A 23,687-nucleotide genomic window follows, 5' to 3' on the forward strand; every position below is an offset into this window, starting at 1 on the left:
TTATCGGGCGCGTCCCGTTCGGCGGCCCAGCACGATGACGGCCGTCAGGCTGATCAGTGCGGTCGCCATGACGTAGAAGCTCGGTGCCATGTTGTTGGTGCTGGCCGCGATCATCCAGGTCACGATGAGCGGGGAGAAGCCGCCGAACAGGGTCACGGAAAAGTTGTAGCTCAACGCAAGACCCGTGCCACGGGTCTGGGTCGGGAAGATATCCGACAGCAGGGCCGGGATCGGACCCAGGCAGGCCGCGATCAGTACGCCGACGATGCCCTGTACCGCAATCAGGGTGGACATGGTCGGCCAGGTGTTGAGCAACATGAACAGGGGATAGGAACTCAACCCGATCGCCGCCATGGCGATGGTCAGCACGCGGAAGCGCCCATAGCGGTCCGACAGGGTGCCGAATACGGGTGCCGTCAGCATCAGTACCAGTCCGGTGATGAGGGCACCGATGAAGGATGAGGTCGCAGGAATGTGCAGTTGCTTCAACGCATAGGTCGGCATGTAGAGCTTGTGCACGTAGTTGAACGCAGTGGCACCGGCGACCACGCCAATGGCCAGCAGCAGCTTGGCGCGATCACGTACCAGCACCAGTACCAGCGGTGATTTTTCGGATTGGGTCGCTGCTGCCGCGACCTTCTTGAATTCCGGTGTTTCATCGATCTGGCTGCGGATATAGAGACCCACGGGACCCACCAGCAGACCGAAGCAGAAGGCGACGCGCCAGCCCCATTCATTGAGTTGCGTCTCGGTGAGCAGATAGCTGAGCAGCGCACTGACACCGGCGGCCAGTACCGTGGCCAGGCCTTGCGTAGACAACTGCCAGCTGGCGAAGAAGCCGCGTCGTTTGGCGTCGGCATGCTCGACCATGAAGGCCGTCGCCGCACCGAATTCTCCGCCGGTGGAGAAACCCTGCAGCAGGCGCGCGACGATGATGATCAACGGAGAAGCGATGCCGATCTGTGCATAGGTCGGCGCGAAGGCGATCATCGCCGTGCCCACCATCATGATCAGGATCGATGCCGTGAGTGAGGCCTTGCGACCGGCACGGTCGGCGTAGGACCCCAGCACGATGGCACCGAGCGGACGGATGACGAAGGAAATCCCGAAGGTACCCACACTGAGAAGCAAGGAGGTCGTATCGTCCTGCGCCGGGAAGAACAGCTTGCCAATCACCACGGCAAAGTAGCCGTAGATCAGCAGATCGTAGAACTCCAGGGCGTTACCGATACTGGCGGCACAGATTTCCTTCCAGGGGTTCTTGCGGCGGGCTGCGTGCTGGGCGGAGGCGCTGGTGGCGCTGCTGGCGTTGGCGACACTTGCGGCGGATGGCTCTAGTTCAGCTGACATGCGATGGCTCCCTCTTCTCTGTGGGCGGCGCATCGCTGCTGCGTTAGCAATCCTGGCTGCGCCGCCTGTTCTATTTGGCTCGCACGCTTGATCTGTCCGGAAAAGTGCGCGCACTTTCCAGACGCATCGGAAGGCATGCCGAGAACGTCGAGGGAGTATAGGGAGCCGCTTTTTCTGGCGATTGCCGTTTCGGCACAAGCCTGTGCTTTTTGCGGCAGGAAGGGTCTGGGACGGGCCGGCGCCTATCAGGCCTGCTCGATGGCGTCCGCGGAGACGCCCTCCCAGATGGCATTGACCAGCGCATTGTCGTTGCCCCGCATGCGATAGAGCGAAATGTCGAAGTTCACGCGCATCTCGGGTTCGCCGATGATCTTCAGGCGGCGCTCGCTGAGGTCTTCCTGTACCAGCCGCTGGGGCAGCCAGGCCACGCCTGCACCGCGACGCGCCATCTCGTGGATGGATTCGTAGGAGTCGGCTTCATACACCATGCGCAAGGCAATCTTTCTCGACAGGCCCGCCAGATGCTTGGCCAGCACCCCGCGCAAGGTCAGCGACTGCGAGAAGCCCAGCCATGGAATCGGCGCCAGCGCGGCTGCACCGCCCGTACCGGCTGCCGGCAGCTTGAAGCGCGCCCGTCCCTTGGCATCGACGGCGGCCACCGGCAGCAGGATCTCGCGCGCCAGCGTCAGGGACTCGTAGCGCATCGGGTCGATCAGCAGGCGCGTCGTGGGACTGGAATAGATCACCAGCAGATCGGCATCCCCCGTGCCCAGTCGCAGGATCACCTCCTGCGCACCACCGGTACTGAGCGACACCGGAAACGGCCCGAAGCGCTGGTTGATGCTCTCGTACCAGTCCGGAAAAAAGGTCCGCGCCAGGGTGCGCCCGGTGGCCACACGCAAGGTTTTTTCCACCGGGCTGGAGGCATCCTGCAACTGGGCGCGGGCAGCGTAGAGCACGTCGGTCGAATGCGTGGCCGCATCCAGGAACAGCCTGCCCGCGGCGGTCAGTGACACCGGATGCGCGCGCACCACCAGCTCCGCGCCGACCCACTGCTCCAGCGCCTTGATGCGCCGACCGAAGGCCGGATGGGTAACGAAGCGATTCTCGGCGGCCCGCGAAAAACTGCGCGTGCGTGCCAGCTCGATGAAGTCTTCCAGCCATATCAAATGCACAATGCCACCTCTGGAGTTTGGTGTTGGCGATACTCGTCCATGCTGCTTTCCGCGGCCCTTGGCTCTCAGGGAATGACCTTGGCCCGCCCCTTGGCCGCCAGCAGCTGCACCAGCAACTGATCGCGCTCGGCGGCGATCGCAGCAGAGGTCTTGCCGGCCATCTGCTCTTCCACGCCGGCACGGATCCGGGCCTTGAGTGCGTCGGTGATGGCAGGCGTTCCGAGGTCGGCCCACCAGCTCTCGATGGGGGGGCCCAGGTGGTCCAGCATGTGCTGGATGCCGCCCTCGCCGCCCGACATGTGCAGGTTCAGATAGGGGCCCATCAGCGCCCAGCGCAAGCCGGGGCCGTAGGCGATGGCGGTGTCGATGTCCTCGGTACTGGCCACGCCCTGCTCGACCAGATGGAAAGCCTCACGCCACAAGGCGGCCTGGAGCCGGTTGGCGATATGCCCCTTGACCTCCTTGCGCACGTGGATGGCTTTCTTGCCGATGGCGGTGTAGAAGTCCAGCGCGGCCTGCACCGCCTCGGGCGAACTCTGTTCACCGCCGATCACTTCCACCAGCGGGATCAGATGGGGCGGGTTGAAGGGATGGCCCAGCACCACCCGGCCGGGATGGCGGCAGGCGGCCTGCACCTTGCTCATCAACAGGCCCGAAGAACTGGACGCTAGCACCACGTCAGCCGGCAGCACGGCATCCATGCGCCGGAACAGGTCGATCTTGAGGTCTTCACGCTCGGGGCCATTTTCCTGGACGAAATCGGCATCGGCCAGCGCCTCTTCCAGCTGCGCCGAAAAACGCAGCCGATCCAGCGACGCGCCCGGCGCCAGCCCCAGCACTTCCAGGCTGGGCCAATGGCGCGCAACGGCCTGGCGCAGCTTCTCTTCGGCGCCAGGCATGGGGTCGGTCGCCGAGACGTCCAGTCCCTGTGCCAGGAAATAGGCCACCCAGCTGGCGCCGATGACCCCGGTACCCACCACGGCAACACGCCGCACGCCCTGCTTGCCGCGGACGGCGCCGGATGTTGATTCTTGCATCTGTATCTCCTCTTCTTGCCCTGATGGGAAGTGAAATGAACTCAAATAAAGTAATGATTTCTCGATTTTATTCGAGGAATTTTAGCGAGATTCCTACGGGCCTTCAGCTACGATGCCGTACAAACCATACAAAACAATAAATCGGACACGAGTCCGAACCAACTCCAGGCGCTTTCATGTTCTTGTACATCCCCTTCCTGCTGGCATTTCTGACCGTCGTGGTGATCGCACTGGGGTGGAGGTCATTAAGCAATAAGCTATGGTTGGCAAGCGTGGGGGTGAGCTTGTGGTGGTTCAGCCAGCACATACAAGGTAACCCGGGTTTCGTACTTTAGAGATGGATAGCGATCATGGACCGTTCCATCGTCTTTACTCCGCGTGACCCTATCCTGCCGGGCGGGGTCTTCCTCAACTGCGTCTGCCTGCTGGCCATCAGCAGCTGCCTGGGCCTGCTGCTCTACTTCCAGTGGGCCCTGCAGGAACCGCTCTGCCCGCTCTGCCTCCTGCAGCGCACGGGCATCATCCTGACCGGCATCGGGTTCATGCGCAACCTGCGCTTTGGCGTGAAGAGCGCGCACTACGGCATGGCGGTGATCGGCGCCCTGCTGACCGGCGTGAGCGCGCTGCGCCAACTGACGCTGGAAGGTCTGCCAGGTCAGGATGCACCGGGTGCAGTGCTGCTGGGAATGCATTTCTACACGCTCTCGGCGCTGTTTTCGCTGGTTGCGCTGGCCACCATCGCCGGCCTGCTGGGCGTCAAGAGCGCGGAATATCCGGCCACCCTGGTGCTGATGCAGATGGCCGAGGAGCCCGATATACAGGTCCGTACTCCCTGGGCCAGGATCACGACATGCGCGGCCTTCGTCCTCCTGGTGGGCGCGCATCTGGCCGCCACGATGGCCGCTTGCGATCCCGGTATCTGCGACGAAAATCTGTTCGGCCGCCTGCAGCTCCAGGCCGGCAATACCCCTATCCCGTAATAAAAAAACGGCGCACCCCGCTGATGACGGGGATGCGCCGTGCAATGAACGACTCAAGACTATCCAGTCCGGGTGCCTTGCCACCCGGACCTTGCTTCAATACATCAGTACATCAGAAGCGGTGCTGCATGCCCAGCGCCATGCCGAACTGGCTGTTGGCGAAGCCAGCCTCGTCACGCGAGAGGCCGACCAGCTGGTTGTTCTTGGCCTTGGCATAGGCCGTACTCAGGTACAGGTCGGTGCGCTTGGACATCGCATACTTCAGACGCAACGAGTACATGATCGGATCGGCATCGTTGGCTACGTTCTTGATGTTCTGGTAGTAGATGGCACCGATCACGCTCATGGCCGGAGTGAACTTGTAGGTCACGCCACCCCAGAAGAAATCGCTGCGCAGGTCGGTGGCGCCGGTGGCCAGGCTCTTCTTGTAGTAGCGGTAGCCCAGGTTGAACTTCCAGGCATCCGACAACTGGTAACCGGCGGCCAGGTGGGCGCTGGTCGCGCGGTCGTAGGCGGCGCTGGTGGCGGTGGTGCTGTTGACGCGGTCGTAGGTCGCGGCCACGCTGAACGGACCCGAACCCCAGCCCAGGCCGACGCCATACTTGGCGCCGTTGCTGGTGTCGCCAGCCACTTCGCCGAAGCCATACATGGCACCGACCTTCACGCCGGAAAATTCACCCTGGTACTTGACCAGGTTGGACACGCCGGTCGGCATGCCATCCTTGCGGCTACCGGTGGCGCCGGCCGAGGTCACCCACGAATAGTTGGCCGAATAGCCCATGGGATCGAAGGGCAGGATGAAGTCATAGGTGGTCGAGAAGGAACGACCCATGACCACGCGACCGAAACCGCCTTCCAGGCCGACGGTGGACTGGCGGTTGAAGAGCTGGTTGGTGTCGCCGTCGAAGCTGCCGGTGTCGAGCTTGAAGCCGTTTTCCAGCTGGAACACGGCCTTGAGGCCACCGCCCAGGTCTTCCGTGCCACGGAAGCCGATGCGGGAGGTGTTCATCATGCCCGAGCTCAGGCGCACGACATTGTTGCCGGCCGCATTGGCGTGGTTGACGAATTCCACGCCCGAATCGATCAGGCCGTAGACGGTGACCGACGACTGCGCCTGGGCGCCGGTCGTGGCCATGGTGGCGAGGGTGGCGAATGCTGCCAGCATGCTGGCGGCGAGGTGATTCCTTTGCACTGAGGTCTCCTTGGTTGAAAGCTTGGATGGTTTGCGTCGGCACGGGCGCGCCGTGCGACGTCTTCTGGTATTGCGCCCTGCCGCGCCGACGAGCCGGCCGGACGAGCGGGAAGAACGGCGGGTAGCCGTCCGCTCCCTTGCTTCATCGATGGGATGAACCGTTGATAGCCTGGGCGAGCTGCAGCAACGTCAGCGCGTCAGAACGCCCACAGCGCCTGTTCCGGCAGCGACAGCCAGTACTCGCCCTGCTCCAGACGCTGCGGCGCGTAGGCACGCAGGCCGACCGCGCCGGCCGGGCCGCCCTCGACCTTGAACAGGCATTCCCAGCGGTCGCCCAGGTACATGCAGGTTGACAGCGGCAGGCGGATGGCATTGCCGGTCTGCTCGCCGGAGACGCGCACCTGTTCGACGCGGATGATGCCGGTCAGCTGCTGGCCCGGCTGGGCATCGTTGCGGCCGCGCAGGGTGGCAACAGCGGTGCCGCCATCGAGCTTGAGGGTCACACGCTCGCCATCCCGGCTGACTACCTCGGCGGCCAGCTTGTTGTTGCTGCCCATGAACTCGGCGGTGAACAGGGTATCTGGGGTCTGGTACATGCTCTGCGGCGTACCCTGCTGTTCGATGCGGCCATTGTTGAGCAGCAGGATGCGGTCGGAGATCGCCATGGCCTCACCCTGGTCGTGGGTCACCATCAGGGCCGACAGGCCCAGGCGCACGATCAGTTCGCGCAGGAAGGCGCGGGCTTCCTCGCGCAGCTTGGCGTCGAGATTGGAGAGCGGTTCGTCCAGCAGGATCACCTGCGGGTTGTAGACCAGGGCACGGGCAATGGCCACGCGCTGCTGCTGGCCGCCGGAGAGCTGGTGCGGATAGCGCTCACCCAGGTGGCCCAGGCCCAGTTGCGAGAGCACCGCCTTGACGCGGGTGGCGATCTCGGCCGAGGGTGTCTTGCGCAACTTCAGGCCATAGGCCACGTTGTCGGCCACGGTCTTGTGCGGCCACAGCGCATAGGACTGGAACACCAGGCCCAGGTTGCGCTCTTCGGCCGGCATCTCGAAGTTGCGGCTGCCATCGAAGACGCGGCGGGTGCCGATGTCGATGCTGCCGGCCTTGGGCGATTCCAGCCCGGCCACGGCGCGCAGCAGGGTGGTCTTGCCGCTGCCGGAGGGGCCCAGCAGGGCCACCACTTCACCGCGCTGCAGTTCCATGGAGACGCCCTTGAGAATGGGGTTGGCGTGGGCGCCGCTACCGTAGTCCAGGTGCAGGTCGTTGACGGAAAGTTCGCTCATGATGATTCCTTTGGAGACGCTTGCTTAAGGGGCGTCGGGCAGCCGGGCGCCCGACGCATGCAATGGATAGATTCGGTTGTCGGAGTCAGTCGTGCAGCTTGACGCCAAAGCGCAGCGCAATGCCCAGGCCCACGGCCACCAGCGTGATGTTGATGAAGGACAGTGCCGCCACCAGTTCCACCGCGCCGGCCGCCCACATGGAGACGATCATGGAGCCGATCACCTCGGTGCCCGGCGAGAGCAGGTAGACGCCGGTCGAGTATTCGCGCTCGAAGATCAGGAACACCATCAGCCAGGCGCCGATCAGCCCATAGCGCACCAGCGGGATGGTGACGTCACGCGTGACACGGGAGCGTGAGGCGCCGACGGCGCGGGCCGCCTCTTCCAGTTCCGGCCCGACCTGCAGCAGGGCGGTATTGATCAGGCGCAGGCCGTAGGCCATCCACACCACCGAATACGCCAGCCAGACCGAGAAGATGGTCGAACGCAGGCCACGCAGCGCCGGGATGAAGCTGTCCACCAGCCACAGGGCGATGGGGTTATCGATGCCCTTCAGGGCCGAATCCAGCAGCGACGGTACGAACAGGAACACCCACAGGAAGGACAGGCCGGCCAGCAGGCCCGGCACCGCACGCGGCACCAGCACGCTGTAGTCGAGGAAGCGGGTGATGCCATCCTGCTTGCGGTGCATGGCCAGGGCGATGGCGGTATAGCAGGCCACCGCCAGGGCGCCACCGATGACACCGATGAGCACCGTGTTGATGATGCCGCGCACCAGCGAGGGCTGGTCCCAGACGTTCAGGAGGTTGTCCAGGGTCAGCACTTCCAGCAGGTTCACGCCGTCACCCCAGTGCGAGACGAAGGTACGCAGGGCAATACCCGACAGCGGGATCACCACGGTGAAGAGCAGCCAGCCGGCGATCAGCGCGAACGCCACCCAGCGCCATTTGCCCAGCGGCAGAGCCTTCTGGCGCGCGCCCTTGCCCTTGATGGCGACATACTTGTTGGCCGAACGCAGCAGCCAGCGCTGCATCATCACCAGCGGCATGGTCACCGCCACCAGGCACACGGCCACTGCCGCCATCAGATGATAGGACGGCGTCCCCAGCTTGTTGGTGAGCTTGTAGAGATAGGTCGGCAGGACCAGGTGACCTTCCGGATCGCCCAGCACCAGCACCAGGCCGAACACTTCGAAACCGAGGAAGAACACCAGCACGCCCGAATAGGCCAGGGCCGGCGTGATCATCGGCAGCGACACGTTCAAGGCCACCTGCAGCGGCGAGGCGCCGGCCACGCGGGCGGCCTCCTCCACGTCCGAGCCCAGGCTCTTGAGTGCCGACGAAGCGTACAGGTAGACGTGCGGTACGTGGGTCAGGCCGGCGATGATGACAATGCTGGTGAAGGAATAGATGTTCCAGGGGTCGCCCTCGAAGCCGAATACCGACAGCAGGTTTTTCATCCACACGGTATAGAAGCCCACCGGTCCCATCGAGACCACGTAGCCGAAGCCGATCACCATGGGCGAAACGAAGATCGGCACCATCAGCGCCGGGGCGATCAGGCTGCGACCGGGCAGGTCGGTCCGCACCATCAGGAAGGCCAGCATGCCGCCCAGCGGCACGGCGATCAACGTCAGGCCGGCGGCCAGGGTGAAGCCATTGATGAAGGCCTGACGGAAGTCCGGATCGTCGAAGATGAACCGGTAGGAATCCAGGGTCAGCGTCTTCACCGGCGCGAAGAATGGCGCCGACAGGAAGCTCTGGTAGAAGATCAGCAGCAGCGGCACGAAGATGGCCAGGGCTGCCAGCAGCACGACCAGGCCGCGTGGCCAGTTCAGCCGGAAGCGGCGGACTGGCAGGGCTTGCTCGCTGCGCGCTAGCGTTGTGGAGGTTTGCATGGTGCGCCTCATGAATAGGCAAATCGGGACAAAAGGATCAGAACTGGCAAAGCGACGGCAATACCGCTCCCACGGAGCCGCACAGAGGCGCTCCGGGAGAGCAATGATTCAGACGGATGGAACCTGGCTGCTTGGACGACCCCGCCCGGACCTCCCCGGACCGGACGGGGCAGGGGCTTACTTCTTGGTGGCTTCCTTCCACTGCTTCAGGAAGTCCAGGCGCTTCTTCTGGTCCAGGTATTCCAGCAGTTCGGTGGAGACCGGCATGGGCTTCAGGGCCGCGCCCAGTTGCTGGGTCAGCTCGGCCGAGGTGGTAGCGCCGGTCACGTCGCCACGGATGGCGAACAGCTGCGCGTCATTGGCGATGATGGTCTGGCCGCGCTTGGAGAGGATGTAGTCCACCCACAGCTTGGCGGCATTGACGTTCTTGCCGGCCTTGTTGACGAAGATCACCCGCGAGAGCACCAGGTTGTAGTCCTTGGTGAAGGCCACGCCGATGGATGGGTCCTTCTTGGCGCGCACCAGGGCGTAGGGACCGAGGATGTTGTAGCCGATCAGGTTTTCACCGGAAGAGATGCGCTCCAGCATGGTACCGGTGGAGGATTGCACGCGTGCCGCCACGCCGCCCATGGCGCGGGCGAAGTCCCAGAACTGCGGATTGTGCTTGAGGTCGTAGGTCATCAGGCTAAAGCCGACACCGGACTTCTCGATGTCGTAGGTGGTGACCTTGTTCTTGAACTTGTCTTGCTTGGTGGTCAGCAGCTTGGTGAAGTCGGCATGGGTGGTCGGCACTTCGGCTTCGGTCACCAGGCGCTTGTTATAGACAATGGCCGCCGGCTCGAAGGTGGTGCCGTAGGCGGTGTCCTTCCAGTTGGCCCAGGCGGGAACGGCAGCCGCTTCCGGCGACTTGTAGGGCAGCGCATAGCCTTCGGCGGCCAGCTTGACCTGCAGGTCCATCGAGGACGACCACATCACGTCGGCGGTGGCGCCACCGGCGGCCGCCTCGGAGATGAAGCGGTTGTAGGCTTCGGTGGAATTCATGTCGTTGTACTCGACCTTGACGGCCGGATAGAGCGCACTGAAATCCTTGATCAGCGATTCGGCGGCCTTGGAATCGGTGGTGCTGTAGATCACGACCTTGCCTTCCTTCCTGGCGCCTTCGATGATCTTGGCGTAGTCGGCCGGATAGCCGGCAGGGGTATCGGCATGAGCGACTCCACTCAAGGCGACGGGCAAAGCGAGGGCCAGGCCGAGCGCGATGCTCAGGCGACGTTTGTGCAACATGGATTCTCCTTGATGATGAAAATGGCCCGCGCCGGCAAGTCAGCAGAGAGCGCCTGACGGCGCCTGCCCACCCGCACTGTCAACGCACCAGGCCTAACTCCTGGGACAGCTTGCGATATCGCGCCACGGTCTGCGCGATGTAATCCGAAAGCGGCTTGCCGGTCATGGCAAAGGGCTGCAAGCCGCCGATACTGCGCTGGCGATCGAATGCAGGATCGGCCATCGCCTTGTCGAAATAGCGCACCCAGCGCTGGTAATCGTCCTCGCTGGCATACGGGCTCATGTAGAAGCCGCGGATGATGGGCCACACCACGTCATAACCCTGCTCGCGTGCGGTCGGCACCTCCTGCAGCGGCCCCGGCAGGCGCTGCTCGGACAGTACCGCCAGGATGCGCACCTTGCCTTCGGCGATGAAATGGGCGGCCTCCGAGGCATCGCCGGAAATCACCTGCACGTGGCCGGCCTGCAGGGCCGCGAACGAGTCGCCACCGCCTTCCAGCGCCACGAAATGGAACTGGCGCGGTGCCATGCCGGCACGCTGGACCAGCATGGCCACCTTCAGCCAGTCCTGGCTGCCGGCCGTGCCGGACAGGCCGATGGTGGTGGCCGAGGGATCCTTGCGGATGGCCTCCAGCAACTGCTTCAGGCTGCGCCAGGGCGCATCGCTACGGACTGCGATCATGCCGTGGTCGATCCCGACCCCGGCCACCCAGCGTACATCGCCGGCATCGGCGCGACCGTACTTGCCTTGCGCCAGTCCCAGCAGGGAACCGCCTGAAAACGCCACCAGCGAATCCGGACCACCGCGGCGGTGCGACACCACCGAACCCCAGGCCACGGCCCCGATGCCACCGGGCAGGTAGGCGACCTTCACGTTGCCCTGGGCGTCGCGACCGTCCTGTTCCTGCATCACCCGCCGCAACAGCTTGCACGAGGCATCCATGCCACCGCCAGGCTTGGCCGGCACGATGCATTCCACCGCCAGGGCGCACGGCGCCGCGCATGCCAGCAGGCAAGCGGCCACAAAGCGGTGCCAGCGGTTCGCCTTCATGGCGTCAGCGGCACAGGGGATGCAATACGGGACGGGCGGTGTCGGCAGGGCCGACGGACAGGGCGGTCATGATGTGTCTCCTGCATGATCTTTTTTGATATGGGCGCATCGTACAAGAAAAGCCTTTCAGCCGGCTTTCAGTAAAGCCTGCAATGCGGCTTTCTCTCCACAATGGCGGCTACGCGTTTTCCGCAATTGCTGCGCCGGCCATTTCAAAGGGCGACGGCCTTCTGTTAGCATCCGCGCTGGAGACAAGCCGCACCGGACCTACATCAATAAAAAGGCAGCATCATGCGCATCCTGCTGGTCGAAGACCATATCGAACTTTCCCGCTGGCTGGCCAAGGCCATGCGCGACGCCCACCTGACCGTGGAATGCGCCCATAACGGCGCCGATGCCGACAGCCTGCTGTTGACGCAGGACTATGCGCTGGTGATCCTGGACCTGACCCTGCCGCGCATGGACGGACTGGAAGTCCTGAAGCGCATGCGCGCCCGTGGCAGTCGCACCCCGGTGCTGATCCTGACCGCACGCGGCGGCCTGGCTGACCGCGTCAGCGGCCTCAACATGGGCGCCGACGACTACCTGGCCAAACCCTTCGAACTGGAAGAACTGGAAGCCCGCGTGAAGGCCCTGCTGCGCCGCTCGCAGAGCCATGAAGCAGTCACCGTCACCTGTGGCGCGCTCAGCTTCGACACGGTCTCGCGCACCTTTACCTATGGCGGCGAACTGCTGGCGCTCACGCCCCGTGAGCATGCCGTGCTGGAAGCGCTGATCGTGCGCCATGGGCATACCGTCCCCAAGGAAAAACTGTTCCAGCAGGTGTTTTCGCTGGACGACAATGCCAGCGTGGATGCCATCGAGATCTATATCCACCGCCTGCGCAAGAAGCTCGAACGCGATGGCGCCGGCAAGGTCGGCATCACCACCCTGCGCGGCCTGGGCTATCTGTTGCAGGCAGTGTGATGGCAACCGCGATCCGGCGCCTGGGCAACCTGCGCAGCCAGCTGGTGCGCTGGTTGCTGATCCCGTTGACGCTGCTGGTGGCGGTGGATGCGGTCTCGGTCTACTACAACGCGCTGGAAGTGGCCGACCTGGCCTACGACCGTTCACTGCTGGCCTCGACCCGGGCACTGGCCGAGCGGGTTTCCATCGTCGATGGTCACGTCACGGCCGATGTGCCCTATGTGGCGCTGGACAGTTTCGAGACCGACAACCTGGGCCGCATCTATTACAAGGTCACCGGCTTGAAGGGTGAGCTGGTGTCGGGCTACGACGACCTGCCGCCGGTGCCGGCCAATGTCAAGCGCTCGGAAGTCTATCCGGCCCTGGTGCGGTTCTACCAGGCGGACTACCACGAGCAACCGATCCGCATCGCCGCCCTGCTGCAGCCGGTGTATGACGACAGCATGCGCGGCATCGCCCTGATCCAGGTCGGCGAGACCATGGAGGGACGCAACGGCATGACGCGCAAGATCCTGTTCGACACGCTCTGGCGGCAAGGCACGCTGGTATCGGTGGCCGCGCTGCTGGTGTGGTTCGCGGTGCGTTTCGTGCTGCGGCCGGTGATGCAGTTGAAGGGGGAGGTGGAGTCACGCGCGCCAACCGACCTGTCCGGCTTCGATCCGGCGCTGGTGCACAAGGAAATGCGTCCGCTGGTACAGGCCATGAATGGCTACATGGGCCGGCTGCAGGCGCTCATCAGCGCACAACGGCGCTTCATCGCCGATGCCTCGCACCAGTTGCGCACGCCCTTGACGGTCTTGAAGACGCAATCCGAACTGACCCTGCGCGAACTGCGTCGTGAGCGCCTCGATGCCGGCGAACTGCGCGATCTGGTCGAGGGCATGGCGCGCACCACCGACTCGGCCGTGCATCTGGCCAATCGCCTGCTGACCCTGGCGCGTGCCGAACATGGCGCGGCCGAAGGCGGCACCATGCGCGTCTCGCTCACCGATGCGGCGCGCCAGGTGGCGCTGGAACTGTCACAGCAGGCGGTGCTGCGTGACATCGCCCTGGCCTTCGAGGAAGAGGGCGACATCGGCATCCAGGCCAATGCCCTGCTGTTGCATGAATTGATGGTGAACCTGCTGGACAATGCGATCCGCTACACCCCGCCAGGCGGTCACGTCATCCTGCGCGTGCGGGCCGCCAGTGCAGCGGGGCAGCCCACCGGTGCGCTGCTGGAAGTGGAAGACGACGGCCCCGGCATTGCCGAGGCCGAGCGTGAGCGCGTGTTCGAACCCTTCTACCGTGCCGGCGCGACCCAGCACGTCAATCCCGGCGGTACCGGCCTGGGGCTGTCCATCGTGCGCGAGATTGCGGCCATGCACCGCGCCAGCGTCACACTGGCGACTCCGTTGCGGGGCAACGGGCTGGTGGTACGGATCGCGTTTCCGGGCGTGGTGGAGTTGCGGACCTGAGCCGTGGCTCCTGGCCGCACAGGCGCAGGAGCCGTTGGCATAGCGATACCTCTCAGAACTGTTCCCAATCCCCGTCGTCGGCAGTCACGGCCTTGCTGCCGGCCTTGGCACTGGCCTTGTTGATGGCCTTGGTGCTGGCCGCCGGCAAGGCAGGAGGTGTCGCAGTTGCCGCAGTTGCCGCGGCGGGCGATGTCGCAGCCGGTGCTGCTGCCTGCCCTGTTTTGGCCGCCGGGCGGGCGGTCGTCGCAGGCCGCGGCGCAAGCGGCTTGCGTGCGGCTTGCGCGCGCGGGGCATCGTTGCTGCTGAGCTTGAAGACACCCACCGTTTCGCTCAGGCGGACCGACTGCTCCTGCAGCGATTGCGCGGCGGCGGCGGCCTGCTCCACCAGCGCGGCGTTCTGCTGGGTCACTTCATCCATCTGCACGATGGCCTGATTGATCTGTTCGATACCATCGCTCTGCTCATGGCTGGCCGCCGAAATCTCGGCCACCACATCGGTCACCCGCCTGACACTGGCCACTACCTCGCTCATGGTACTGCCAGCCTGTTCCACCAACCGGCTGCCGTTGTCCACGCGGGCCACCGAATCATCGATGAGGGCCTTGATTTCCTTGGCCGCCGAGGCGCTGCGCTGGGCCAGGGTACGCACTTCGGAGGCCACCACCGCAAAGCCGCGTCCCTGCTCGCCGGCCCGGGCCGCTTCCACCGCCGCATTCAAGGCCAGGATATTGGTCTGGAAGGCGATGCCGTCGATCACGCTGATGATGTCCACGATCTTGCGGGATGCGTCATTGATCTCGCCCATGGTCTGCACCACCTGGCCGACCACGCTGCCGCCCTGCACGGCGACCTCCGAGGCTGTCGCGGCCAACTGGTTGGCCTGGCGCGCATTGTCGGCGTTCTGCTTGACGGTGGACGTCAGTTCTTCCATGGCCGAGGCGGTCTCTTCCAGCGCACCGGCCTGTTCCTCGGTGCGGGAGGAGAGGTCCAGGTTGCCGGTGGCGATCTCGGAAGAAGCGGTATTGATGGTGTCGGTGCCGGTGCGGACCTCGCTGACGATGCGATGCAGGTTCTGGTTCATGGTCTTGAGCGAGGCCAACAGCATCCCGGTTTCATCCTTGCTGGTATCGGCGATCTGCACGGTCAGGTCGCCCTGGGCCACGGCGCTGGCGACGTTGACCGCCTCGTTCAGGGGCCGCGTGATGGAACGGGTCACCAGCCAGGCGGCGATCACGCACAGGATGATGGCCACGCCCGAGAGTTCCAGCATCAGGGCGATGGCCGAGTTGGTGGTGTTCTGCCCCTCGATGACACTCTCATCCATCAGGGATTTCTGGAAGACGGCGAATTCGTTGAGCACCTCGAAGTAGTGATCCTGCGCCGGTATCACTTCTGTGAAGAGGACCTCGGTGGCCTCCTCCTTCTTCTGCTGGCGGATCAGTTCACGCAGCTTGTCGCGTGGGGTGTTGTAGGCGGCGCGTGCATCATTGATGGATTTCATCAATTCCTTGCCACGCGCGGTGTTCACCATCTTGTCGACATCGGCCAGCGCCTGGGTGGTCTTGGCGGAGTTGGCCGCACCGCGATCGAGGTAGCGGGTGGCTTCCTCGGGATTGCGCGCCAGCAAGGCATTACGCAGGTTGCGGGCAGCCGAGTTGACGTTCTCGCGGATTTCCATCACCAGCGAAATCTTCACATAGCGGTCCTCCACCACCATCCGGGAGGCCTTGCTGATGCTGTTGAGGCTTTGCATGCCTACGCCGGTGATCAGGCACATGACGCCGATCAATATGGCAAAGCATGCGGCCAGGCGCACGCTGATCTTGATATCCTTGAATTTCATTGGTCGACCCCCATTCGTCGCATTGAAGAGATGCAAGAGAAGCCCGGACCATGCTGCCAGTCCGGACCCGCGCGCGTCTGCAGTCGCGGTCCTGTGGGTGTCGCCTTCGAGCAACCGGCTCGGTCGCGGGCAATCTGTTACCTGAGGACAATCGATCGGCCGCCATTGGCGAGAGCGGAGACCGGTCATGTGCGATGCAATCGGTATAAATTGCGGCGCGTTGCTTGTCAACGGCAGTTTCCCGCGTTACTTGAGCGTTGCTCGCCCGCCCCGGCCGTCGCCCCGCAGCCGCGCTGGCGCTTTGGGTTAGAATGCGCGTTGCCGTCAGCCTTCTCCGCCCTGCCAGGCCGGGTCCGCCAGCCACTCCTCCCTGTGCCGCGCCTGACCAGTCCTGACCATCGATGAATCCAGTCACTCCCCACCCCGCACCACTGTCGGTGCGCCTGAAGTCCGAGACCGCCGATCTGCACCAGCAGATGCACGCGCTCATGGAAAGGGCGCAGCCTTTTTCCGATCGCCTGCACTACAGCCGCTTTGTGGCGGCGCAATATCATTTCCAGCGCGACGTCGAACATCTCTTCGATGACCCCGGACTGCAGGCCGCCCTGCCCGATCTGCAGGTACGTGGTCGAGAAGCAGCGGCACTGGCCGATCTGGCCGACCTGCAGGCAGCTCCGGGTGAGGTGACCATCGCCACGGCCTCGGTGAGGATGCCGCAAGCCTGGGGCTGGCTCTACGTGTCGGAAGGATCGACCCTGGGCGCGGCCTTCCTGTTGAAGGAGGTCCAGGACAAGCTGGGCCTGTCCGAACACTTCGGCGCACGCCACCTGGCGGCCTATCCGGAAGGCCGGGCGCTGGCCTGGCGTCGCTTCGTTGGCTTTCTCGATGCCAGCGAGCTGACAACGGCCGAGCAGGATGCCGTGGTGGCCGGCGCGACGGCGGCCTTCGAACGTTTCGGCGTGCTGCTCAGGCGCCATTTCGCGCTGGATTGAGGCAACGTGGACCATCCGGCTCCGGATCCGCGGCAGGACGCCGCTCCTGAAGAACACTCCCCCAACGCCAGCTCGCTGGCGCCACCGCGCACGCGCTGGCTATGGCTGCTGCTGGCCTATGCCAGCCTGGGCCTCGGCATCATCGCCCTCTTCATCCCCGGCATCCCCACCACCGAGTTCGTGCTGCTCTCGGCCTGGGCCGCCGGCCGTGGTTCGCCGCGGCTGCAGCGCTGGCTGGAACAGCACCGCCTGTTCGGCCCGATGATCCACAACTGGCGCCATGGCCGCGTGGTGGCGCGGCGCGCCAAGATCAGCGCCTCGCTGATGATGAGCCTGTGTCTGGTGATCATGCTCTTTACGGTCAAGCGCCACTGGGTGATCGTGCTGGCCACGCTGGGCATGGCCCTGGGCGCGGCCTGGATGTGGTCGCGCCCGGAACGCACAGAAGACGCCGAGCCCGGCGAGCGCTCATGAAAAAAGCCCGTGCCGCGATGACGGCACAGGCTTCCTGGATCGCACCCTTGCAGGCCGGGCTCAGGTAATGGACGACGACACCTTCCACAGATCGACATCGCCATCGGTGGCATGGGTGTCGATGCGGGCCAGTTCATCGGCGCTGAAATCCAGCTTCTTCACGGCATCCAGCGAATCATCCAGCTGCTCCACGGTGCGCGCACCGATCAGTGCCGAGGTCACGCGGACATCGCGCAGCACCCAGGCGATGGCCATCTGCGCCAGGGTCTGGCCGCGCTGGCTGGCGATCTCGTTCAAGGCACGGATGCGCGCCAGGTTGTCTTCCGACAGCATGCGCTGCGGCAGCGAGGGCGCACGCGTGACGCGCGCGCCTTCCGGCACGCCGGCCAGGTACTTGGAGGTCAACAGGCCCTGTGCCAGCGGCGAGAAGCCGATGCAGCCCACGCCCAGCTCTTCCAGCGCCGGCAACAGCCCCTGTTCGATACTGCGGTTGAGCATGGAATAGTTGGGCTGGTGGATCAGCAGCGGCACCCCCTCGCTCTTGAGGATGGCGGCGGCCTTGCGGGTCAGTTCGGGTGAATAGGAAGAAATGCCCACATACAGCGCCTTGCCCTGGCGATGCAGGTGGGCCAGCGCGCCCATGGTCTCTTCCAGCGGGGTGTCGGCATCGACCCGGTGCGAATAGAAGATGTCCACGTAATCCAGGCCCATGCGCTTGAGGCTCTGTTCGCAACTGGCGATCAAGTGCTTGCGCGCGCCGCTGGGACCGCCATACGGGCCGGGCCACATCTGCCAGCCGGCCTTGCTGGAGATGACCAGTTCGTCGCGATAGGGGGCGAAATCCTTGGCCATGTAGCGGCCGAAGTTCTCTTCGGCGGAACCGGCCGGCGGGCCGTAGTTGTTGGCCAGGTCGAAGTGGGTAACGCCTCGGTCGAAGGCGCGACGCAATACGGCGCGGCCGGTCTCGAAGTTGTCGACGCCACCGAAGTTCTGCCACAGGCCCAGCGACACGGCGGGCAGCAGCAGGCCGCTGCGACCGGTGCGGCGATAGGGCATGCGGCCATCGTAGCGGGAGGGTTCGGCGATATAGCTCATGAGTCTCCTTGGGGAAGTTCCACTGTAGGGATTGAGGGGATGACCACTTCCTGAGTGGTGGTGCGCAGAAGTCTACGCTTCCGTCGCTTATTCATTAAATGCAATATTTCGATGCAATTGATCTGTCTGACTGATCAATCTACCGGCCCGTTCCCGCCTTCGCGCCGACCGATCAGCGGGCCGGCAGGATGATGGTGGCGGCAAGGCCGCCTTCCGGATGGTTGCGCAGCAGCAGTTCACCACCATGGGCCTGCACGATGTTGCGCGAGATGCCCAGGCCCAGCCCCATGCCACCGCTGTTCTGGGCACGGCCATGCTCCAGGCGCACATAGGGCTGGAACAGGGTGCGCATGGCGTCTTCCGGCACGCCGGGGCCGTGGTCGCGGATCTCGATCTCGACCAGGTCGCCGTCGGCACCGGCCGAGGGACGAATGCTGATCTCGACCTTCTGGCCGTAGTACAGGGCATTGTCGAACAGGTTGCCGATGGCGCGCTTCAGGGCCAGCGGCTTGGCCATGACATTGATGCCGGAGGGCGTGAAGGCGATCTCGTGGCCGGCCAGCCGGGCGTCGCGGATCATGCGCAGCACCAGCGCATCGAGGCGGACCTCGGTGCGGTTCTCGTGGATGTCGCTGTCCTTCACCGATTGCAGGGCGCCCTTGACCATCATGTCCAGCTCGTCGAGGTCGTCATGGAAATCGGTGCGCATGGCGTCGTCGTCCATGAGTTCGGTGCGCAGTTTCAGTCGCGTGATGGGGGTGCGCAGGTCGTGCGAGATGGAGACGAACAGACGCTCGCGGTCTTCGAGATAGCGCTTGATGCGTTCGCGCATGCCGGAGAAGGCGCGCGCAGTCTTGACGTATTCACGGCTGCCGGTGCCGGGCAGGCTGGGCACGGTCTCGCCCTTGCCGAAGGCTTCGGCGGCGTCGGCCAGCGCGGCCAGCGGGCGCGTGGTCCAGCGCACCACCAGGATGGTCAGCAGCAGGATCGCCGCCAGCGACAGGCCCTGCAGCACCAGCCGGTCCAGCCAGAGCGGATTGTCGCTGTCGAGGAAGTAGGGGTTGGGCATCAGCGCGGCCAGGTAGATCCAGCGCCCGCTTTCCACCTGCATCTGGATCACCAGCACCGGCGCCGAGTTGGGCTTGGTCAGCAGGATATGTTGTACCCAGTTGTCGGGCAGATCGTTGACGGTGAGGCCATCGCTGGCCACCGGCAGGCCGTCCGGCCAGGCAAAGGCCAGCCGCGCTTCGGGCAGGAAAGGCAGGTCTTCGCGCAGGGTCTGCGCGGTCACCTCGATGGCCAGGTTCGCCAGGCGGCTCTCGCCGATGGACTTGACCGGCACCGCGCTGCTGTTGGCGTTGATGAAGAAGCGAGTGCCGCCCATCTCGCGCAATTGCTGGATCATCAGCGGACGGTAGTTGGGCGGCAGGGTCATGAAGTAACGCACCGCCGAGGCTGCGCTGTGGGCCAGGTGCTGCGCGGCTACGCGGGTTTCCGCCTCGGACTTGCTGCGGAGCTGGATGTCCCAGATCAGGCCGCCGGCCACCTGCGTGACCAGCACGCCGAAGATCATCACCACCGACAGCCGGCCCAGCAGGGAATCCGGCAGCATCCAGTCCAGCAGCGCGGCCAGGCGACCGCGCAGGCTGGGTGAGCGGGTCTCTTCTGCTGCATCAGGAGGCGTCAGCGCCGTCTCCGGCGCCGCGCTCTCAGGCGGCTGCGGCACTGACGTCGGCCGAGAAGACATAGCCGGCACCGCGCACGGTCTTGATCAGGTGCGGCTGGCGGCCACCATCGTTCAGTCGCAGGCGCAGCTTGCTGATCTGCACGTCCAGCGAGCGGTCCAACGGACCGGCGTCGCGTCCGCGCGTTTCTTCACAAAGCACGTTGCGGTCCAGCACGTCGCCGGGATGTTCGACGAAATACTTCAGCAACTGGTAGTCCATGCCGGTCAGAGCCACGATGGCGCCGGCACTGTCGGTGAGAGTGCGCTCCACCGTGTCGAGCGTGAAGCCCGAGAAGCGGTAGTAGCGCGGTGCGGCACTGCTGTCGATGCCGATGCGACGGTGGATGGCCTTGATCCGTGCCAGCAGCTCGCGCGGGCTGTAGGGCTTGGCGATGTAGTCGTCGGCACCCAGTTCCAGTCCGACCACGCGGTCGGTCTCGTCCGAACTGGCGGTGAGCATGATGACCGGCACATTGGACTTGCGACGCACCGCCTTGCACAGGGCGAAGCCGTCGGTATCCGGCAGCATCACATCCAGGATCACCAGCGAGAGCTCGTCGGCAAAACGCTGGAATTCGGTCATGAAGGCCGCGCCATCATGGGCCAGGCGGACCTCGTACTGGTTCTTTTCCAGATAGGCCTTCAAGAGCGTGCGGGTCTTCTGGTCATCGTCGACGATCAATATCTTGCGCGTCATGTTGCTGCTCCATCTCCGTGTTTCCTGGAACTCATTTCACATCCGTGGATGCGATGAGCCTAATCATTGCGATTACGCGACAGGGTGCGCGCAATCGCTGCAAGTCGTTTCTGTGTCTGTTCTTCGCTGATGCTGCGGTCCAGGAAGAAGCGCTGCACCTCGGACACGATGGCATCCTTGGTGGTGTCGTCGGTGGCCATGCGGTGCACCAGGCTGGGCGCCTGCCAGGCCGGACCCTTGCTGAAGGCGCGCCAGGAATCCCTGGCGCAGCGGTCCATGTGCGGGTCGGCCGCACGCAGTACGGGGATCGAACCCTTGATCCTATTGTATTCGGACTGCACCGCCGGCGACATGGTCAGCCGCGCCAGCGTTTCCTGCATGGCCTGGTGCGCGTAGTTGCCGGCGAACATGGCCAGGGTGTCAGTACTGTAGAGGTGGAAATCTCCCGTGCCGGGGACCGGGGCGCAGCCGAACTGCTGGTCCACTTCCATGCCCCAGGCATTGAGCTCGCCCTTGGCCCAGTCACCCATGATGAGCATGGCCGCCTCGCCGCTGACCATGCTGCGCGCCACCTCGGTCCAGGGCCGCTCGCGTACCGGCTGCGCCATCGCCGCCGACAGTCCGCGCAGGCGCTTGAGGATATGCAGCATGCGCGCATCCAGATAGGCCGCCGGGCTCATCTCCACGAACAGCCGCCGGTAGTAGGCCGGGCCGCTCTCGGCCAGCGCCAAGTTCTCGAACAGGGTCGCCAGCTGCCAGGCTTCGGCGCTCTGCGCCAGCGGCGTGATGCCGCTGCCCTGCAGCTTCTTGACGATCTGGTCGAAGTCGTCCCAGGTCTTGGGCGGGCTCAGGTTGTAGCGCTTGAAGATGGCGGTGTTGTAGAACAAAGAGTTGATGCGGTGGATGCCCAGCGGCGCCGCCACCACGTGTCCGTGGTTGTTGAGCAGCGACCAGACGGTAGGGAACATCTGCTTTTCCCAAGCGCCCTGCACGGCCACATTGTCCAGCTCCAGCAGCAGACCCAGGTCGGCCCATTCGCCGAAGACCACGCCGTTGAGTTGTGTCACTTCGGGGGCGCGGTTGGCCAGCACCATGCTCTTCAGGACCTTGGCCGCACCCATGCCGGCGCCGCCGGGAATGGCGACGTCGCGCCACTGGATATCCTGTTTCGCCAGCTGGTTGACCACCACGTTGATGGCCTGGCGCTCGCTGGCCGAGGTCCACCAGTGCAGCACCTGCAGGGAGCCGCCACCGGAGGACGGCGGGACCGGTGAAGGTGAGGATGACGAGGATAGCGATACGCCGGAAGCCGGGCCGGAGCTCGACATTGGCAGCGACTGCGCCTGCGCCCCATTCCACCCCCAGCCCAGCCATAGCGCGAGCAGACACAGCAGGGCCGGCCAGCAGGTGGCCGGGCCGGTGCGTGCATTCGCGGGCCGTTTCTTTTTTATCATGGGGTGCGTGTCTCCAAACCGGGAGAGACTATAGCCGGGTGCATGCCAATGCGCAATTTGCATGCGCCCCGGCGGGAGCCCGATCCTGCCTTGCGAAGCATGAAGCCGGTTTATCTCTTGTTAAGAAACGTAAGCCTTGCTCTGCTTATCTTATCCACAGGCCAACGCCAATGCTGCGCATCACCATCCCTTGCCTCGACGTCCAGACCGCCTGCACATGCTGCAGACCATGTAAGGATATGTAATGGCAAGAATCCTGACCATCCTTAAATTATTCTTTTAAATCAACAACTTAAAAATACTCCAAGGGTACTGGCAGCGTTGCTGGCATCACATGATCGGCGCTGCTACTGTCACGGCGTTTCGTCGCGGCTGGCGTGCGGCGATCCCCACAACACCAAGGAGACCCAAGATGCAGACCGAAAAAAAGCCTGGTCGCTTTTCCCTCATCCCGCGCCGTCCACTGCTGGCCGCCTGCGCCCTCGCCCTGGGCCTGGCCGGCGGTCTCGGTGCCGCGCACACCCAGGCCGGTACGCTGACCATCGAAAGCTGGCGCGTGGACGACCTGCCGCTGTGGCAGGAAGTACTGATCCCCGCCTTCCAGCGCAGCAATCCCGGCATCACCGTGAAGTTCTCGCCCACCGCCCCGACCGAATACGATTCCAGCCTGGCCGCGCGCCTGGCCGGCGGCACGGCCGGTGACCTGGTGGCCTGCCGCCCCTTCGATGTCTCGCTCTCGCTCTACAACAAGGGCCACCTGGAAAAGCTGGACGGCAAACCCGGCATGGAATACTTCGCACCGGCCGCCAAGGCCGCCTGGCAGACCGATGACGGGAAGGACACCTTCTGCATGCCAATGGCCTCGGTGATCCACGGCTTCTTCTACAACACCAAGATCTTCAAGGAACTGAACCTGGAACCGCCCAAGACCGAGGCCGAGTTCTTCAAGCTGCTCGATACCGTCAAGGCCAACGGCAAGTATGCGCCGCTGGTGATGGGCACGGCCGAACAGTGGGAATCGCACCAGGTGCTGTTCACCGGCATCGGCCCCAACTACTGGAAGGGCGAGGAAGGCCGCAAGGCGCTCATCGCCGGCCGTGCCAAGTTCACCGATCCGCAATTCGTGGCCGCCTGGGAGTATGAAGCCAGGCTCGGCAAGTACCTGCCCAAGGGCGCCTCGGCCCAGACCTACAGCGACAGCCAGAACATGTTCGCCCTGGGCAAGGGCGCGGTGTATCCGGCCGGCTCCTGGGATATCGCCTACTTCAACGGCAAGATGGACTTCGCCGCCTTCCCGCCACCGGTGCCCAAGAACGGCGATGCCTGCTACATCTCCGACCACAACGACATCGGCATGGGCATCAACAGGAAGTCCAGGAACAAGGAAGACGCCTACAAGTTCCTGGCCTGGCTAGGCTCGCAGGAATTTGCCGATCTCTATACCAACAAGGTCACCGGCTTCTTCTCGCTGTCGAACCACCTGATCTCGGTGAAGGACCCGATTGCCAAGCAGATGATGGGCTGGCGCAAGAACTGCGCTTCCACCATCCGCGTCAATTCGCAGATCCTCAACCGTGGCACGCCGAGCATGGAAAACGAGATGTGGAACGTCAACGCCCAGGTGCTCAACGGCAAGCTCACGCCGCAGGATGCAGCCGCCAAGATCCAGGCCGGCTTTGCCAAGTGGTACAAGCCGCAGCAGTAAGGCTGCTTCACTGAGGTAAGCAGTAC

At 64.2% G+C, this 23,687-nt stretch carries 19 protein-coding genes; 6 read left to right on the top strand and 13 right to left on the bottom strand.

The window, feature by feature from the left end; translation table 11 throughout:
- The 3 genes from HWE04_RS19900 to HWE04_RS19910 form a co-directional block, all read right to left on the bottom strand.
- A complete protein-coding gene (locus HWE04_RS19900; RefSeq protein WP_241813490.1) occupies positions 1 to 1,350 on the bottom strand; it encodes an MFS transporter in 1,350 nt (449 codons plus the stop codon).
- A gap of 245 nt (positions 1,351 to 1,595) precedes the next feature.
- Positions 1,596 to 2,525, bottom strand: a complete 930-nt coding sequence (locus HWE04_RS19905; RefSeq protein ID WP_077234913.1) for a LysR family transcriptional regulator — start codon at positions 2,523 to 2,525, stop codon at positions 1,596 to 1,598.
- Positions 2,526 to 2,590: 65 nt separating this feature from the next.
- Positions 2,591 to 3,562, bottom strand: a complete 972-nt coding sequence (locus tag HWE04_RS19910) for a 3-hydroxyacyl-CoA dehydrogenase NAD-binding domain-containing protein (RefSeq protein WP_006461245.1) — start codon at positions 3,560 to 3,562, stop codon at positions 2,591 to 2,593.
- Between the two features lie 350 nt (positions 3,563 to 3,912).
- Here HWE04_RS19910 and HWE04_RS19915 point away from each other — a divergent pair, with 350 nt between their 5' ends.
- Positions 3,913 to 4,542 (top strand): disulfide bond formation protein B, encoded by a 630-nt coding sequence (locus HWE04_RS19915; RefSeq protein ID WP_241813491.1) that lies wholly within the window; start codon positions 3,913 to 3,915, stop codon positions 4,540 to 4,542.
- A 112-nt stretch (positions 4,543 to 4,654) separates the two neighbouring features.
- On the opposite strand, the gene HWE04_RS19920 is transcribed toward HWE04_RS19915, so the two are convergent.
- The 5 genes from HWE04_RS19920 to HWE04_RS19940 all read right to left on the bottom strand — a co-directional run bounded on the left by HWE04_RS19920 (position 4,655) and on the right by HWE04_RS19940 (position 11,252).
- Complete coding sequence (locus HWE04_RS19920) at positions 4,655 to 5,734, bottom strand: porin (protein WP_077234910.1); 1,080 nt, start codon at positions 5,732 to 5,734, stop codon at positions 4,655 to 4,657.
- Positions 5,735 to 5,931: 197 nt separating this feature from the next.
- Positions 5,932 to 7,020, bottom strand: coding sequence for an ABC transporter ATP-binding protein (locus HWE04_RS19925; RefSeq protein ID WP_102662675.1), 1,089 nt, complete (start codon positions 7,018 to 7,020; stop codon positions 5,932 to 5,934).
- Between the two features lie 85 nt (positions 7,021 to 7,105).
- Positions 7,106 to 8,917, bottom strand: a complete 1,812-nt coding sequence (locus HWE04_RS19930; protein ID WP_241813492.1) for an ABC transporter permease — start codon at positions 8,915 to 8,917, stop codon at positions 7,106 to 7,108.
- Between the two features lie 177 nt (positions 8,918 to 9,094).
- Positions 9,095 to 10,201: an ABC transporter substrate-binding protein gene (locus HWE04_RS19935; RefSeq protein ID WP_241813493.1), complete on the bottom strand. Its 1,107-nt coding sequence runs from the start codon at positions 10,199 to 10,201 to the stop codon at positions 9,095 to 9,097.
- 79 nt (positions 10,202 to 10,280) lie between these two features.
- A complete protein-coding gene (locus HWE04_RS19940) occupies positions 10,281 to 11,252 on the bottom strand; it encodes a Bug family tripartite tricarboxylate transporter substrate binding protein (RefSeq protein ID WP_241813494.1) in 972 nt (323 codons plus the stop codon).
- A 291-nt stretch (positions 11,253 to 11,543) separates the two neighbouring features.
- Between HWE04_RS19940 and HWE04_RS19945 the strand changes: the two genes are divergently transcribed.
- Both HWE04_RS19945 and HWE04_RS19950 read left to right on the top strand, forming a co-directional pair.
- Positions 11,544 to 12,218 carry a response regulator gene (locus HWE04_RS19945; RefSeq protein WP_180669520.1) on the top strand — a complete coding sequence of 225 codons (675 nt, stop codon included), beginning with the start codon at positions 11,544 to 11,546 and terminating at the stop codon, positions 12,216 to 12,218.
- On the top strand, positions 12,218 to 13,675 hold the full coding sequence (locus HWE04_RS19950; protein ID WP_006461237.1) for a sensor histidine kinase: 1,458 nt from the start codon (positions 12,218 to 12,220) through the stop codon (positions 13,673 to 13,675). Before HWE04_RS19945 ends, HWE04_RS19950 begins: the two co-directional genes overlap by 1 nt.
- 52 nt (positions 13,676 to 13,727) lie before the next feature.
- On the opposite strand, the gene HWE04_RS19955 is transcribed toward HWE04_RS19950, so the two are convergent.
- Complete coding sequence (locus tag HWE04_RS19955) at positions 13,728 to 15,518, bottom strand: methyl-accepting chemotaxis protein (RefSeq protein WP_241813495.1); 1,791 nt, start codon at positions 15,516 to 15,518, stop codon at positions 13,728 to 13,730.
- Positions 15,519 to 15,919: 401 nt separating this feature from the next.
- On the opposite strand from HWE04_RS19955, the gene HWE04_RS19960 reads away from it, so the two are divergent.
- Together HWE04_RS19960 and HWE04_RS19965 are read left to right on the top strand one after the other, a co-directional pair.
- On the top strand, positions 15,920 to 16,510 hold the full coding sequence (locus tag HWE04_RS19960) for a biliverdin-producing heme oxygenase (RefSeq protein WP_077234903.1): 591 nt from the start codon (positions 15,920 to 15,922) through the stop codon (positions 16,508 to 16,510).
- A gap of 6 nt (positions 16,511 to 16,516) precedes the next feature.
- Positions 16,517 to 16,984, top strand: a complete 468-nt coding sequence (locus HWE04_RS19965) for a YbaN family protein (protein WP_241813496.1) — start codon at positions 16,517 to 16,519, stop codon at positions 16,982 to 16,984.
- Positions 16,985 to 17,044: 60 nt separating this feature from the next.
- Here HWE04_RS19965 and mgrA read toward each other — a convergent pair whose 3' ends face one another.
- The 4 genes from mgrA to HWE04_RS19985 all read right to left on the bottom strand — a co-directional run bounded on the left by mgrA (position 17,045) and on the right by HWE04_RS19985 (position 21,956).
- A complete protein-coding gene (mgrA, locus tag HWE04_RS19970) occupies positions 17,045 to 18,079 on the bottom strand; it encodes an L-glyceraldehyde 3-phosphate reductase (protein ID WP_241813497.1) in 1,035 nt (344 codons plus the stop codon).
- A gap of 172 nt (positions 18,080 to 18,251) precedes the next feature.
- A complete protein-coding gene (locus tag HWE04_RS19975; protein WP_446719243.1) occupies positions 18,252 to 19,805 on the bottom strand; it encodes an ATP-binding protein in 1,554 nt (517 codons plus the stop codon).
- The gene (locus tag HWE04_RS19980; protein ID WP_006461231.1) at positions 19,789 to 20,502 is read right to left on the bottom strand and encodes a response regulator; all 714 of its coding nucleotides are present in this window, start codon (positions 20,500 to 20,502) and stop codon (positions 19,789 to 19,791) included. Before HWE04_RS19980 ends, HWE04_RS19975 begins: the two co-directional genes overlap by 17 nt.
- A 59-nt stretch (positions 20,503 to 20,561) precedes the next feature.
- Positions 20,562 to 21,956, bottom strand: coding sequence for an ABC transporter substrate-binding protein (locus HWE04_RS19985; protein ID WP_077234899.1), 1,395 nt, complete (start codon positions 21,954 to 21,956; stop codon positions 20,562 to 20,564).
- Positions 21,957 to 22,368: 412 nt separating this feature from the next.
- On the opposite strand from HWE04_RS19985, the gene HWE04_RS19990 reads away from it, so the two are divergent.
- Entirely contained in the window at positions 22,369 to 23,661 is a 1,293-nt protein-coding gene (locus HWE04_RS19990) for an ABC transporter substrate-binding protein (RefSeq protein WP_102662667.1), read from the top strand.
- Positions 23,662 to 23,687 lie beyond the last annotated feature (26 nt).

The sequence above is a fragment of the Herbaspirillum sp. C7C2 genome, from assembly GCF_022627865.1.
Taxonomy (GTDB): domain Bacteria; phylum Pseudomonadota; class Gammaproteobacteria; order Burkholderiales; family Burkholderiaceae_D; genus Herbaspirillum; species Herbaspirillum frisingense.